The organism is Pseudomonas sp. 50_B, assembly GCF_017491625.1.
Taxonomy (GTDB): Bacteria; Pseudomonadota; Gammaproteobacteria; order Pseudomonadales; family Pseudomonadaceae; genus Aquipseudomonas; species Aquipseudomonas danubii.
In genome coordinates this window covers 140529-154298 of record NZ_JAFGYX010000012.1, presented here as the reverse complement: position 1 = coordinate 154298, position 13770 = coordinate 140529, and the positions used below count along the sequence as shown (strand labels likewise).

The 13770-nt window shown below is 57.7% G+C and carries 16 protein-coding genes; 3 read left to right on the top strand and 13 right to left on the bottom strand.

Going from position 1 to position 13770, the window contains the following annotated elements; genetic code table 11:
• Positions 1-98: 98 nt before the first annotated feature.
• The 5 genes from J5M73_RS18515 to rplM form a co-directional block, all read right to left on the bottom strand.
• Complete coding sequence (locus J5M73_RS18515) at positions 99-878, bottom strand: cytochrome c1 (protein WP_102860310.1); 780 nt, start codon at positions 876-878, stop codon at positions 99-101.
• Entirely contained in the window at positions 878-2089 is a 1212-nt protein-coding gene (locus J5M73_RS18510) for a cytochrome bc complex cytochrome b subunit (protein WP_102860309.1), read from the bottom strand. The genes J5M73_RS18515 and J5M73_RS18510 overlap by 1 nt, the downstream gene beginning before the upstream one ends.
• Positions 2089-2682 (bottom strand): ubiquinol-cytochrome c reductase iron-sulfur subunit, encoded by a 594-nt coding sequence (gene petA / locus J5M73_RS18505; RefSeq protein WP_102860308.1) that lies wholly within the window; start codon positions 2680-2682, stop codon positions 2089-2091. The genes J5M73_RS18510 and petA overlap by 1 nt, the downstream gene beginning before the upstream one ends.
• A gap of 253 nt (positions 2683-2935) precedes the next feature.
• On the bottom strand, positions 2936-3328 hold the full coding sequence (gene rpsI, locus J5M73_RS18500) for a 30S ribosomal protein S9 (RefSeq protein WP_003228056.1): 393 nt from the start codon (positions 3326-3328) through the stop codon (positions 2936-2938).
• 14 nt (positions 3329-3342) lie between these two features.
• Complete coding sequence (rplM, locus tag J5M73_RS18495; protein WP_007928449.1) at positions 3343-3771, bottom strand: 50S ribosomal protein L13; 429 nt, start codon at positions 3769-3771, stop codon at positions 3343-3345.
• A gap of 247 nt (positions 3772-4018) precedes the next feature.
• On the opposite strand from rplM, the gene J5M73_RS18490 reads away from it, so the two are divergent.
• Complete coding sequence (locus tag J5M73_RS18490; protein ID WP_102860307.1) at positions 4019-5059, top strand: NADP(H)-dependent aldo-keto reductase; 1041 nt, start codon at positions 4019-4021, stop codon at positions 5057-5059.
• 65 nt (positions 5060-5124) lie between these two features.
• Here the strand turns inward: J5M73_RS18490 and J5M73_RS18485 are convergent, their stop codons facing one another.
• Complete coding sequence (locus J5M73_RS18485; protein WP_102860306.1) at positions 5125-6261, bottom strand: acyl-CoA dehydrogenase family protein; 1137 nt, start codon at positions 6259-6261, stop codon at positions 5125-5127.
• 244 nt (positions 6262-6505) lie between these two features.
• Between J5M73_RS18485 and J5M73_RS18480 the strand changes: the two genes are divergently transcribed.
• On the top strand, positions 6506-7405 hold the full coding sequence (locus J5M73_RS18480; RefSeq protein WP_170001537.1) for a GlxA family transcriptional regulator: 900 nt from the start codon (positions 6506-6508) through the stop codon (positions 7403-7405).
• Between the two features lie 42 nt (positions 7406-7447).
• Here the strand turns inward: J5M73_RS18480 and zapE are convergent, their stop codons facing one another.
• From zapE to J5M73_RS18465, 3 genes are all read right to left on the bottom strand, one after another.
• On the bottom strand, positions 7448-8542 hold the full coding sequence (gene zapE, locus J5M73_RS18475; RefSeq protein WP_102860304.1) for a cell division protein ZapE: 1095 nt from the start codon (positions 8540-8542) through the stop codon (positions 7448-7450).
• Between the two features lie 88 nt (positions 8543-8630).
• Complete coding sequence (locus J5M73_RS18470; RefSeq protein WP_102860303.1) at positions 8631-9986, bottom strand: tryptophan--tRNA ligase; 1356 nt, start codon at positions 9984-9986, stop codon at positions 8631-8633.
• A 24-nt stretch (positions 9987-10010) separates the two neighbouring features.
• The gene (locus tag J5M73_RS18465) at positions 10011-10640 is read right to left on the bottom strand and encodes an alpha/beta fold hydrolase (protein ID WP_102860302.1); all 630 of its coding nucleotides are present in this window, start codon (positions 10638-10640) and stop codon (positions 10011-10013) included.
• A gap of 144 nt (positions 10641-10784) precedes the next feature.
• On the opposite strand from J5M73_RS18465, the gene J5M73_RS18460 reads away from it, so the two are divergent.
• On the top strand, positions 10785-11219 hold the full coding sequence (locus tag J5M73_RS18460) for a DUF1043 family protein (protein ID WP_102860301.1): 435 nt from the start codon (positions 10785-10787) through the stop codon (positions 11217-11219).
• Positions 11220-11295: 76 nt separating this feature from the next.
• Here J5M73_RS18460 and J5M73_RS18455 read toward each other — a convergent pair whose 3' ends face one another.
• The 4 genes from J5M73_RS18455 to J5M73_RS18440 all read right to left on the bottom strand — a co-directional run bounded on the left by J5M73_RS18455 (position 11296) and on the right by J5M73_RS18440 (position 13765).
• A complete protein-coding gene (locus J5M73_RS18455) occupies positions 11296-12030 on the bottom strand; it encodes an OmpA family protein (protein ID WP_102860300.1) in 735 nt (244 codons plus the stop codon).
• 111 nt (positions 12031-12141) lie between these two features.
• Positions 12142-12786 carry an MBL fold metallo-hydrolase gene (locus tag J5M73_RS18450; RefSeq protein ID WP_015636939.1) on the bottom strand — a complete coding sequence of 215 codons (645 nt, stop codon included), beginning with the start codon at positions 12784-12786 and terminating at the stop codon, positions 12142-12144.
• 58 nt (positions 12787-12844) lie between these two features.
• Positions 12845-13345, bottom strand: a complete 501-nt coding sequence (locus J5M73_RS18445; RefSeq protein WP_102860299.1) for a methylated-DNA--[protein]-cysteine S-methyltransferase — start codon at positions 13343-13345, stop codon at positions 12845-12847.
• A 165-nt stretch (positions 13346-13510) separates the two neighbouring features.
• Complete coding sequence (locus tag J5M73_RS18440; RefSeq protein ID WP_102860298.1) at positions 13511-13765, bottom strand: hypothetical protein; 255 nt, start codon at positions 13763-13765, stop codon at positions 13511-13513.
• Positions 13766-13770 lie beyond the last annotated feature (5 nt).

Genomic DNA, 13770 nt, shown 5'->3' with positions numbered 1-13770 from the left:
TCAGGGCGCCTCTGGTAACCCCCGAATGATACAGGGTTGTTACAGTTTCAGAGACGCCCCTAGGCGCGCATGTTCAACAACTGATGCTTAAAACGCTATTAATGCACATCCTTCCAGTATTCGCGCTTGAGCAGATAGGCGAACACGAAGAAGAAGGCCAGATACAAGAGCACGTAAGTACCGATGCGCTGGTGCTGCAGTTTGACAGGGTTGGCCGAGTAAGCCAGGAAGGTCACCAGATTCTTGACCTTCTCGTCGAACTGAGCCTCATTGAGAGTACCGGTACCCTCTTTGACTGTCAGCTGGTCGCACGCCTCGTGAGTCAGGGGCGTACCAGTCAGCGGATCGTATTGTTTCTTACCGTCTTCAACGATTTGCACCTGCTTGCAACCGACAACTTGACGCCCTTGCAGACCGACCAGGACGTTAGGCATACCAACGTTCGGGAAGACCTTGTTGTTCACGCCCCAAGGGCGCGCAGGATCTTCATAGAAGGACTTGAGGTAGCCATAAAGCCAATCGGTACCACGAACGCGAGCCACCAGGGTCAAGTCTGGCGGCGCAGCGCCGAACCAGGTCTTGGCATCAGCCGGCTGCATGCCGATGTTCATGTGGTCACCGATCTTGGCACCGGTGAAAACCAGCTTGCTCAACATCAAGTCGTGAGGAATGCCCAGGTCATCGGCGACCCGCTCATAACGCTGGAACTTGGCGCTGTGGCAACCCATGCAGTAGTTGGCGAAAGTACGCGCACCATCTTGCAGGGCAGCCTTGTCGGACAGGTCGATATCAACCTTCTCCAACTCAGGACCCGCGGTATTCGCGAAAGACAACACAGGCATAGCAGCAAGAATCAGTACAGCAAATAGCTTTTTCATCAGCCAGTCACCCTTTCCGGAACCGGTTTGGTCTTCTCGAGCCTGGTATAGAACGGCATCAGAATGAAGTAGGCGAAGTACAGGAAGGTACACACCTGCGACAACAGCGTACGGCCTGGAGTCGGCGCCAACACACCCAACACACCCAGGATCACGAACGAGACGCAGAACACCAGCAGCCAGATCTTGCTCAGCCAGCCTTTATAGCGCATGGACTTGACCGGACTACGGTCGAGCCAAGGCAGCACGAACAGGACCGCAATTGCAGCGCCCATGGCGATAACACCCAAGAGCTTGTCCGGCACCGCACGCAGAATCGCGTAGAACGGAGTGAAGTACCAAACAGGAGCAATATGCTCAGGTGTCTTGAATGGGTTGGCCGGTTCGAAGTTCGGCTTCTCGAGGAAGTAACCACCCATCTCAGGGAAGAAAAACACGATCGAGCAGAAGATGAACAGGAACACAACTACACCGACGATATCCTTCACGGTGTAGTAAGGGTGGAAAGGAATGCCATCCAGCGGGATACCGTTCTCATCCTTGTTCTTCTTGATGTCTACGCCATCCGGGTTATTCGAACCCACCTCGTGCAACGCCAGAATGTGCAGCACCACCAGACCGAGAATCACGATCGGCAGGGCTACCACGTGCAGAGCGAAGAAGCGGTTCAGGGTAATCCCGGAAATCAGGTAATCACCACGGATCCACTGAGTCAGGTCGTCACCAATAACGGGGATCGCACCGAACAGCGAGATGATCACCTGGGCACCCCAGTAGGACATCTGCCCCCAAGGCAGCAGGTAGCCCATGAAGGCCTCGGCCATCAGCGCCAGGTAGATCAGCATGCCGAACAGCCACACCAGCTCACGAGGCTTCTGGTAGGAACCGTAGAGCAAGCCACGGAACATGTGCAGATAGACCACGATGAAGAACGCCGAAGCGCCGGTGGAGTGAAGCAAACGCAGGATCGCGCCGTACTCGACATCGCGCATGATGTATTCAACGGAAGCAAAGGCTTCTTCCGCCGAAGGGGTGTAGCTCATGGTCAACCAGACACCAGTAACGATCTGGTTAACCAGAACCAGCAGTGCCAGGGAGCCAAAGAAATAGAAGAAGTTGAAGTTCTTCGGAGCGTAATACTTGCTGAGATGGTCTTCCCACATCTTGGTCGCGGGGAAGCGCGCATCAACCCAATCCATGAACTTGCTCATCACGCTTTCTCCGTGTCGACGCCAATGACGATGATGTCATCCGACTCATAGGAATGCGGGGGTACTGGCAGGTTCAGGGGCGCAGGCTGCGCTTTATAGACGCGACCAGCCAGGTCGTAGTGGGAGCCGTGGCAAGGGCAGAAATAGCCACCTACCCAGTCCTTGCCCAAATCAGCAGGCGCCACTTCAGGACGGAAGGTCGGAGAACAACCCAGGTGAGTACAGATCCCGATCAGCAGCAGAATCTCTGGCTTGATCGAACGCACTTCCGGATCGACGTAGGTTGGTTGTACCGAGTTCTTGGAGTCAGGGTCAGACAGCTGGCCCTCGATCTTTTTAAGATTCCCCAGGATTTCCTCTGTACGGCGGACGATGAATACCGGTTGACCACGCCACTCAGCAATCATCTGCTGACCTGGTTCGATCTTGCTGATATTCACTTTCACCGGTGCACCTGCGGCTTTCGCCTTGGCACTGGGAAACCATGACCCCACGAACGGGACCGCAGCCCCCACCGCTCCAGCAGCACCCACCACGGATGTGGCTGCTACTAGGAAGCGACGCCGGCCTGCATTCACGCCGTCATTGCTCATTCAGTCCTCTCCCATCAGCTTTGTGGCCTGTTAAATCAGGCATCTACTAAGTAAAAATCTGAACTTATAAAAATTTTGCCGAATGGTAATGAAAAGCCCCTATTCTGACAAGGTAATTACCAAGCCGACCCAGCCCGAAGCCTTGTAGTATAGGGCCTGCGCGGATGTGGCAAGTTGTCACAGCGCAAATTTCAGACAATAAAAAACGCCCAGCTCCGCGAGGAGACTGGGCGCTTTTGAACGCAGTAGCGAATTAACGCTTGGAGTATTGCGGACGCTTACGCGCTTTACGCAGACCCACTTTCTTACGCTCAACTTCACGTGCGTCACGGGTTACGAAGCCAGCTTTACGCAGAGCGCTGCGCAGAGTTTCGTCGTAATCCATCAGAGCGCGAGTGATACCGTGGCGGATTGCGCCAGCTTGACCACTTACACCGCCGCCGATAACGGTAACGTAGATATCGAACTTCTCAACAGTCTCGGTCAGCTCCAGCGGCTGACGAACTACCATGCGGGCAGTTTCGCGACCGAAGAAGTTATCCAGGGAGCGGTTGTTGATCGAGATGTTGCCAGTGCCCGGACGCAGGAAAACGCGTGCGGTTGCAGTCTTGCGACGGCCAGTGCCGTAATTTTGAGTCGCCGACATAATGAACTATTCCGTTAAATCTTCAGTTCTTGGGGCTGCTGAGCAGTATGAGGGTGAGCAGCGCCCGCATAGACTTTCAGCTTACGGTACATGTCGCGACCCAGCGGGTTCTTAGGCAGCATGCCTTTTACCGCGGTCTCGATCACGCGCTCAGGGGCTTTAGCGATCAGCTTTTCGAAGTTGATCGACTTGATGCCGCCCGGGAAACCGGAGTGGGAGTAGTACATTTTGTCAGTGGTTTTAGCGCCAGTAACACGTACCTGCTCGGCATTGATTACGACGATGTAGTCGCCGGTATCAACATGAGGAGTGTACTCAGGCTTGTGCTTGCCACGCAGACGGCTCGCGATTTCGGTGGCCAGACGACCCAGGGTCTGACCAGCAGCGTCGACGACGAACCAGTCGCGCTTTACTGTTTCCGGTTTAGCAGTAAAAGTTTTCATTCTTTATAGCCTCAGGGGCCGCCCAGCAAAATAGACGGCGGATCTTACTGAATAGTGCGTACTTTGACAAGGTCAAAGGCAGCCGGACACAGACGCTATCGGGGGCTCGGGTCAGCGCGTCTGATATACGGCAAGATTCTTCGGCAGGCGGCGCATCACTTCCACTGCAGAAAGAGCTGCCGAATTATGCAGATTGCGAAAAAAAATTCAACCTGCTTTTATGATTGTTTTGCCAAGGGAGTACCCGATGGACTACCGCCAGCTGGGCCGAACCGATCTGAATGTGAGTGCGATTTGCCTGGGTACCATGACTTGGGGCGAGCAGAACACCGAGGCTGAAGCCTTCGCTCAAATCGAGCGAGCCAAGAACGCCGGAATCAACTTTATCGACACCGCCGAAATGTACCCGGTGCCACCCAAGGCCGAAACCTATGCCACCACCGAACGCTACATAGGCAACTGGTTCAAGCAACACGGCGATCGCGCCGACTGGATCCTGGCCAGCAAGATCGCCGGCCCAGGCAACACCATCGACTACATCCGCGACAAACAACTCAAGCACAACCGCAAACACATAGTCGAAGCCGTGGATGCCAGCCTCAAGCGCCTGCAGACCGACTGGATCGACCTTTATCAATTGCACTGGCCCGAGCGCAGCACCAACTTCTTCGGTCAACTGGGTTACAGGCACCAGGCCGACGAAGACTTCACACCGCTGGAAGAAACCCTCGAAGCGCTGGACGAACAGGTCAAGGCCGGCAAGATCCGCCATATCGGCCTGTCCAACGAAACGCCCTGGGGCACCATGAAGTTCCTCGCCCTGGCCGAAAGTCGTGGCTGGCCTCGCGCGGTTTCGATCCAGAACCCCTACAATCTGCTCAACCGCAGCTTTGAGGTGGGCCTGGCGGAAATCGCCATTCGCGAACAATGCGGCCTGCTGGCTTACTCTCCATTAGCCTTTGGCTACCTGTCCGGCAAGTACGAGGGAGGCGCCCGACCAGCCAAGGCTCGACTGAGCCTCTACAGCCGCTTCAGCCGCTACTTCAACCCTCAGTCGGAAGCGGCCTGCAGCCGTTATGTGGCGCTGGCCCGCGAGCATGGTCTGGACCCGGCACAGATGGCCTTGGCCTTCGTCACTCAACAGCCGTTCGTGACCAGCAACATCATCGGCGCCACCACACTGGAACAGCTGGACAGCAACATCGCCAGCGCCACCTTGAAGTTGTCGGAAGAAGTCCTCGCCGGGATAGAGGCAATCCACAAGGATCACCCCAACCCTGCGCCTTAACTGGTCTACAGGAGCTGGCTTGCCAACGAATGGACACGTCGCACCATTTGCCTGCAAGCCGGTTCCTACAGTGAACGGGCGATAATTTCCTTCATGATCTCGTTGGTCCCGGCATAAATGCGCTGCACCCGCGCATCGGCCCAGGCCCGGGCCACCGGGTACTCCCACATGAAGCCGTAGCCGCCGTGCAGTTGCACGCACTCATCGAGTACCTTGCACTGCAGATCGGTGCCCCAGTACTTGGCCATGGCCGCCGTCGGCACATCGAGTTTGCCCTGCAAATGCAACTCCAGGCAGCGATCGACAAAGACCCGGCCGATCTGAATTTCCGTGGCCATTTCAGCCAGCTTGAAGCGGCTATTCTGGAAATCGGCAATTGCCTTGCCAAAGGCCTTGCGTTCGCGGGTGTATTCCAGGGTCCACTGCAACGCGGCCTCGGCACTGGCCAGGCCACCAATCGCCACGGTCAGGCGCTCCTGGGGCAACTCCTGCATCAAGTAGGCAAAGCCTGCCCCAGCCTGCCCCAGCAGATTTTCCTTGGGCACTCGCACATCCTGGAAGAACAGCTCGGAGGTGTCCTGAGCCTTCATTCCAACCTTTTCCAGGCGCTTGCCCTTGGAGAACCCGGGAGTATCGGCCTCAACCAGAAACAGGCTGGTGCCCTTAGCTCCAGCCTTGGGATCGGTCTTGGCCACGACTATCACCAGGTCCGCCAGGTAGCCGTTGGTAATAAAGGTCTTGGACCCATTGATCACATACTCGTCGCCGTCGAGCACTGCCGTGGTCTTCACCCCTTGCAAGTCAGAGCCCGCACCCGGCTCGGTCATGGCAATGGCCGTGACCATATCCCCCGACACCAGACGGGGCAGGTATTTGCGCTTCAGCGCCTCACTGCCGTAGTGCAGGATGTAGGGCGCAACAATGTCTGAATGCAGAGAAAAACCAATGCCGGTCAGCCCCAGACGGCCGATCTCCTCGATCACCACCGCACTGTAGAGAAAATCCGCCCCCAGACCGCCGTACTCCTCGGGAATGTGCGAACACAGCATCCCCGCCTCCCCAGCCTTGCTCCACAACTGACGGTCGATGAAGCCCTGTTTTTCCCACTCACCATGGAAAGGCACAGCCTCTTTTTCAAGGAACGTACGCACGCTGTCACGAAAGAGTTCATGCTCGGAACTGAACAAGGTTCTAGGGATCATGCAGGCACCTGTGATGTTGATTGATCATGGGTTGGCTGCCAGAGCCTAAGCCCAGGCACCTGCACGGGACACTGGACACATCCGACAAAAAATAAGACGATCCAGCCGTCTGGTGACCACTTTCCCCTATAAGAACAATTGAATTATGTCTAACCAAACCTCCACGCCCTTGCGGCGCGTCAGCATCCTGGCTATCGACCGGGTTTTCGCTTCCACCCTCATGCAGGCCAAGGATTTTTTCCATCTGGCCAGCCTGCGTTACGGCAAACAGCTGGGCCAAGGCCTGACTCCGGCATTCGAAACTCGCCTGGTCAGCCCCGACGGCCAGCCAGTCTGCAGCTTCAGCAATGTGATCATGCCAGTGGACGGTGCGCTGGAAGATACCGATGTGATCATTCTCCCGGCCTTCTGGGATGACTTCGACACCCTGTGCCAGCGTTATCCACAGATACTGCCCTGGCTGCGCGCCCAGCACGCCCGCGGTGCAGTGCTTTGCGGTGAAGCCACCGGGGTTTTCTGGCTGGCTGAAGCCGGACTGCTCGACGGCAAGGAAGCCACCACTTACTGGCGCTTCTTCAACGCCTTCAGCGAGCGCTTCCCCAAGGTCCAGCTCAACCAGGACAAGCACCTGACAGACGCCGACAATCTCTATTGCGCCGGCGGCACCACCTCGGCCTGCGACCTGTACATTTACCTGATCGAACGCTTCTGTGGAGCCAACGTGGCCCAGGCCGTGGCTCGGGACATCCTCTATGAAGTGCAGCGCAGCTACGCCCCCGGACGCATCGGCTTCGGCGGCCAGAAACTGCATCAGGATGTAATCATCCTGCAGATCCAGCATTGGCTTGAAGAGCACTTCGCCGACAAGTTCCGCTTCGAGGACGTGGCTCGCGAACATGGCATGAGCATTCGCAATTTCATGCGCCGCTTTCAGACGGCTACCGGCGACAAGCCCCTGCACTACCTGCAGCGTCTACGCATCGAAACCGCCAAGGGCCTGCTTTCGGGAACGCGCAAGAGCATCAAGACCATCAGCTATGAAGTCGGCTACGACGACGCCAGCTTCTTCGCCCGCCTGTTCCGCCAACACACCGAACTCTCACCCAATCAGTACCGCCAGCAGTTCCAGCAGCAGGCGGCATAAAAAAAGGGCCTGCAATGCAGGCCCTTTTTCATCGACTCGAGATTATGGCTTGTGGGCCCGCGACAGAAACTCGTGGGACTGCATCTCCAGCAACCGGCTGAGAGTGCGCTGGAACTCGAACGTCAAGCGCCCTCCGGTATAGAGGTCCTTGAGCTCGACCTCGGCGGAGATGATCAGCTTGACGTTGCGGTCATAGAACTCGTCGACCATGTTGATGAAACGCCGAGCAATATCATCCGTGGTGACACTCATCTGCTCCACGCCACTGAGCAGCACGGCATGAAAGATCTTGCCCAGTTCGATGTAGTCGTTCTGGCTACGAGGGCCATCGCACAGCTCACGGAAGTCGAACCAGGCCACATCATCACAGGTGCGCAGCGCACGAATTTCTCGGTTCTCGATGATCAAAACATCGTTTTCCACCGCCTGAGTGCACTCTGGCGTCAGCGCACGGAAGCTCTTGCGCAGACTTTCATGGGCAGCTTCATCCAATGGATAGTGAAACAGCTCCGCCTGCTCCAGATGCCGCAAACGGTAGTCGACGCCGCTGTCGACGTTGACGATCTCGGTGTTCTGCTTGATCAGGGCAATGGCCGGCAAAAAGCGCGCACGCTGCAGACCGTCCTTGTACAAGCCATCCGGAACGATGTTCGACGTCGCCACCAGGGTCACACCGTTCTTGAACAACTCTTCCATCAGGGTGCCGAGAATCATCGCATCGGTAATATCAGACACGAAGAATTCATCGAAGCAGATCACCCGCGCCTCTTGTGAGAAACGCTTGGCAATGATGGTCAGCGGATTCTTTTCGCCACCCAGGGTTTTCATTTCTTCGTGTACGCGCTTCATAAAGCGGTGAAAGTGCGTACGAACCTTTTCCTTGAACGGCAAGGCTTCGAAGAAGGTGTCTACCAGATAAGTCTTTCCACGCCCTACTCCGCCCCAGAAGTACAGCCCCTTGACCGGCGCCTGATCCTTCTTGCCAAAGAGCTTGCCGAGCAAACCCGGCTTGTTTTGCTCAGCTGCAATCAGATCCTCATACAGGCGCTGCAGATGACGCACAGCGGTTTCCTGTGCCGCGTCATGAAAGAAGTCCGGGCGTTTCAGATCTGCTTGGTATCGTTCTAGGGGCGTCATAATTCGTTAGCAAGGCAACAAAAACGGGCCGTCACTTTAGCGACGGCCCTGGGGAATGGCAATCAGCCCTTGGTCGGGAAGATTCCGATTAGTCCTGCGCTGGGGTCAGCGCAATCCGCAGCGCTTCAATGGCTGCGTCACGCGCGGCAGCGTCAGCGAAGGCTGGGCTGTCAGCCACGCAGGCGCCATCCAGCCAAACGCTGAAACTGCCGGCTTCGCTACGCAGATCCAGCTCCTGCCCCGATTGCAGTCGTTTGGTCACCGCACCAGCAGCCTTGCCATCGGCGAAGTGACGCGACAGCAGCAACTGCTCGCCATCGGCGGACAGCAAGCGGAAACGGAAACTACCATCGTCTTCACGGAAGCTGATGAAGCGCGCGGCCTTGGCGGCCTTTTTCTTGGTCGTGGCGGCAACTTGCACCTGACTGGCAAAGGAGCGCAGGCCCACGGCCTCACGCAGCTCGGCAAGGAACGGCGTGGCCACAGCCCGAGCTTTGGCGGCGCCGGCACGCAGAATGTCTTCAAGATCCCCGGGACGGGCGATCAACTGATGGTAACGCTCACGAGCCTCGCCCAATTCACCATCCAGCAACTGGAACAGGCGGTTCTTGGCTTCGCCCCAGCCCAGCCCCTGCAACAGCTCAGTACGGAACTCGGCGGCCTGTGCCGGGGTAGAAAACGCCTGGAACAGAGTGAACAGATGGGAGTTGTCCGGGTCCTTGGCCTCACCCGGCGCCTTGGAGTCAGTGACGATCCGCGAGATCGCGTCCTTCATGTCCTTGGCACTGGTGAACAAAGGGATGGTGTTGTCGTAGCTCTTGGACATCTTGCGACCGTCCAGGCCAGGCAGGGTCGCGACACTCTCCTCGATCAGTGCCTCGGGCATGGTGAAGAACTCCTTGCCCTGGCCAAACAGATGGTTGAAACGCTGGCCGATGTCCCGAGCCATTTCCACGTGCTGGATCTGATCACGGCCCACCGGCACCTTGTGCGCGTTGAACATCAGGATGTCTGCGGCCATCAGCACCGGATAGCTGTAGAGCCCCATGGTGATGCCGGCATCCGGGTCTTCACCGGCCTCTAGGTTCTTGTCCACCGATGCTTTGTACGCATGGGCACGATTGAGCAGGCCCTTGGCGGCTACGCAGGTCAGCAGCCAGGTCAGTTCCGGAATCTCCGGAATGTCCGACTGACGATAGAAGGTCACACGTTCCACATCCAGGCCGCCCGCCAGCCAGGTCGCCGCGATTTCCTGGCGCGAACGCTGAATGCGCAAAGGGTCATCGCACTTGATCAGCGCGTGATAGTCGGCCAGGAAGTAGAAGGAATCGGCATTACTGTCACGGCTGGCAAGGATCGCCGGGCGAATCGCGCCAGCGTAGTTGCCCAGGTGCGGGGTACCGGTGGTGGTGATGCCGGTGAGGATACGCGTACGAGTAGTCATGGGTAATCGCTTATCAGACTGCTATCAATTCGAAAGTCGCGGCAGCACCAGATCCTTGAGATCAGTGAGCTTGCCATGAAAAAAGTGCCCGCATTCTGCCACTTTCAGCAGCTCATGGGGGCGAACAAGCGCGTCGGACCAGTCATAGACCGCTTGAGGGTCAATGACTTCATCGGTTTCCGGCTGGATCAGGGTCAGCGGGCAGTTTTCCGGCAACTGGTCGGTATCCCGCAGACGGGTCACCGCCGCCGCCACCATGAACAGGTGCTTGAGCTGCACGCCCTGGGCCTCCAGGCGCCCGCCAAGGCTGGCGGCGACAAAACCGCCGAAGGAGAACCCCAGCAGGGTCAATGGCAGTTCAGGATGTTTGGCCTGCAACCACTGGGCGGCAGCCTGGGCGTCATCGACTTCGCCACTGCCCATGTCGTGACTGCCTTCACTGGCACCAACGCCCCGGTAGTTGAAGCGCAAGGTGATCAGGCCGGCATCCCGCGCGGTGCGCTGCAAGGTGGACACCACCTTGTTGAGCATGGTGCCGCCCTGCACCGGGTTGGGGTGGCAGATCAGTGCCACGCCACGAGGATCGGGCACCTCCAGATACAGGGCTTCCAATTGGCCCACCGGGCCGGCAATCACTACAGGGGTTTCACGCATTAGCAAGGAAGGAACTCCGTGACCTCGAAGGGGGTCGACTCGTCTAGCAAATGGTCTGTGCCAATCTATTGCGAGTGAATCGCGGTATACAGCGCAGGTTCGAGCCGTTAACGTAAAGCAAAGCCGTTTATAGAGGAAGGACTCGTGGAACACTCGCTCTTAGTTTGGTTGTTGCCGACTCTTGCCCTGGTCGCGGGTGTCGCCATTGGATTCCTGGTTGCTCGCCTGCTGCCCAATGCCGCGCCTAACCGCACGCAGCGTCAGTTGGACGATATTCAGGAACGTTTCGACAATTATCAAAATGAAGTGGTCACCCATTTCAACAGCACTGCCACCCTGGTGAAAAAGCTCACCCAGAGCTATCAGGAAGTGCAGGACCATCTCGCCGAGGGTGCCAACCGCCTGGCCCTGGACGAACTGACCCGGCAACGCCTGCTGGCTGCACTGCATTCCGAGTCGGCACAAACTCCACGGGAGCGCCTGACTCCACCGCGGGATCAGGAGCCACCACGGGACTACGCGCCGAAGACGCCAAACGCTCCGGGTATGCTCGACGAGCACTACGGTCTGAAGAAGTAACCGCTTCAGTCATTAAAAAGCCCGCCCGATTTGCATCGGGCGGGCTTTTTTGTACCTGGGATTGCAGTCGAGTCGATCAGTACTGCTGGTAGGGCTGCTGGTACTGCTGACCTTGCTGCTGATACTGCTGGCCCGGAATCGCCTTGAGGTTGACCTCTACACGACGGTTCTGCGCACGGCCATTGACGTCGGCGTTGCTGGCAATCGGATTGTCCGGACCAGCACCGCGAGCGGACAGGTTGGCACTGCTCACCCCCTGGGACGTGAGGTAGGTCGCCACGCTCTGGGCACGACGCTGGGAAAGGTCCATGTTGTGCTGACGGCTGCCAGTGCTGTCGGTGTAGCCGACGATCTCGATCTGGTTCTGGTTGAACTCGCGCAGGGAGTTGGCCAGGTTGTTCAGCGGTTGGTAGAAGCTTGGGGCGATATTCGCCGAATCAGTGGCAAACGTGATGTTGCCCGGCATGATCAGCTTGATCTGATCACCCTGACGCTGCACTTCAACCCCGGTATTGGCCATGCTGGCGCGCAGTTTTTTCTCCTGCTGGTCGGCGTAGTAACCGTAACCGGCAGCGGATGCCCCCACCACCGCGGCACCGATCAACGCGCCCTTGCCACGGTTATTGTGGTCAATGGCAGCACCGGCCAATGCACCAGCCAGGGCACCCAGGCCACCGTATTTTGCAGTTTTGCTCATGCCCGACGAGCCGCCGTCGGCCTGCCCCTGATTGTCATAGGGGTTAGGCGAAGCGCAGCCGGACAACAAGGCCACAGCAGTAGCGACAACAATCAAACGACGCGAGGTGAACATGGAAAACTCCTACATTTTGCATTCTGTGGTGCAGCGGACGTTGGCAACAGACCTTAGCTAGCGTTGGAACACACAGAGTGGCAAAAATTCCGTCAGCAGCCTGGCTAAAAGTCAGGCCCTCACAAACGGATTCTGGCGCATCTCATCGCCCAATCGAGTGTCTGGACCGTGCCCGGCAACCACTGTGGCATCTTCATCAAGGGTATACAGACGCTGCTTGATCGAACGCACCAGGGTGGCCTGATCCCCGCCCCACAAGTCCGTGCGCCCGACCCCGCGCTTGAACAGCGTGTCGCCGGCAATCAGAAGCTTAGCCTCGGAAAACCAAAAACTCATGGAACCCGGAGTGTGCCCGGGAGTATGCAGGGCCACGCCGCAACCGCAGGCCAGTTCCTCATCGTCGCCCAGCCAGCGGTCCGGGGACGGGACCGGGGTGTAGGGCACGCCGAACATGCTGCACTGCATCTCAAGGTTGTCCCACAGGAACTGGTCGTCCTTATGCAGATGCAAAGTGGCGCCGGTCTTTTCCTTCATCTGCCCGGAGGCAAGAAAATGATCCAGGTGCGCATGGGTATGAATGATGCTCACCACCTTCAACCCCAGGGCATCGAGGCGAGCCATGATCAAATCGGGATTGCCTCCCGGATCGACAACTATGGCTTTCTTGGTCAGCGGGTCGCCAATGATGGTGCAGTTGCACTGCAAAGGCCCGACGGGGAAGGTTTCGCGGATAAGGCTGGGTTTGGCGGCGTCCATGGAAGCGTTCCAGAAAAATCGATGGCGCATTCTGGCACAGCTCACCGCCAACACTCACTCAGAACGCCAGTTGCAGCGTCTCCTCCCCCTCCAGTGCCAGCAGGAACTGCTTGGCTTCAAGCCCTCCGGCAAAGCCGGTCAGGCTCCCCGATGCACCGATCACTCGATGACAGGGGGCCACAATCGAGATCGGGTTCCGGCCATTGGCTGCACCCACCGCCCGCACCGCCTTGGGACTGCCAATCTGCTGGGCGATCTGGCTGTAGCTGCGGGTCTCACCGAAAGGGATGGTCAGCAAGGCCTGCCAGACCTTGCACTGAAACTCGGTACCGACGAAATCCAGCTCAAGCTCGAAGCGCTCACGGCTGCCTGCAAAGTATTCCCGAAGCTGGCGCTCGGCTTCCAGCAGCAGGGGATGATCAACCGACTCCTGCAACGGCCCGAGACGTACCCGGTTCTGCCGTTCGTGCTCCCAGAGAATCGCCGCCAGCTTGGTCCCTCTGGCCACCAGGGTCAGTTGGCCAACGGGGGACGGCATCAGTTTGAATACGCAGGACATCTCAGGTCTCCTTCAATCCGCCAGTGGAATCGGACCCGGAACCCAGTGGTCCATGGCCGTCTTCTCAGTACGCCGACACTGTAAAACGAGATTCAAGCGCAAGAACCACGTTTCTTGTGCTTGAATTCGACGGCGAATCGTTCTGAGTGCCGAGCAGACCCGAAACTAGTTGTCCTCATCCACCAGGAAACAGTTGTCACTGCTACTGCGCTGTCCATGAGGGTCGACAATGAAGGCCCCGCGCCCCTGGCCGCATTCGAGCAAGTGCACCGGGGACAATTCGCGCTGCCGGTCGATCTGCGCATTGAAGCGCATGATGTAGATCCCCAGGGAGATCGATACACAGAGAATCAGCACCAGGCACAGCACCAACTGATCGGTGTAGCTGGCGCCGGTCTTATCAGCATGCACTGATGACATGCTCG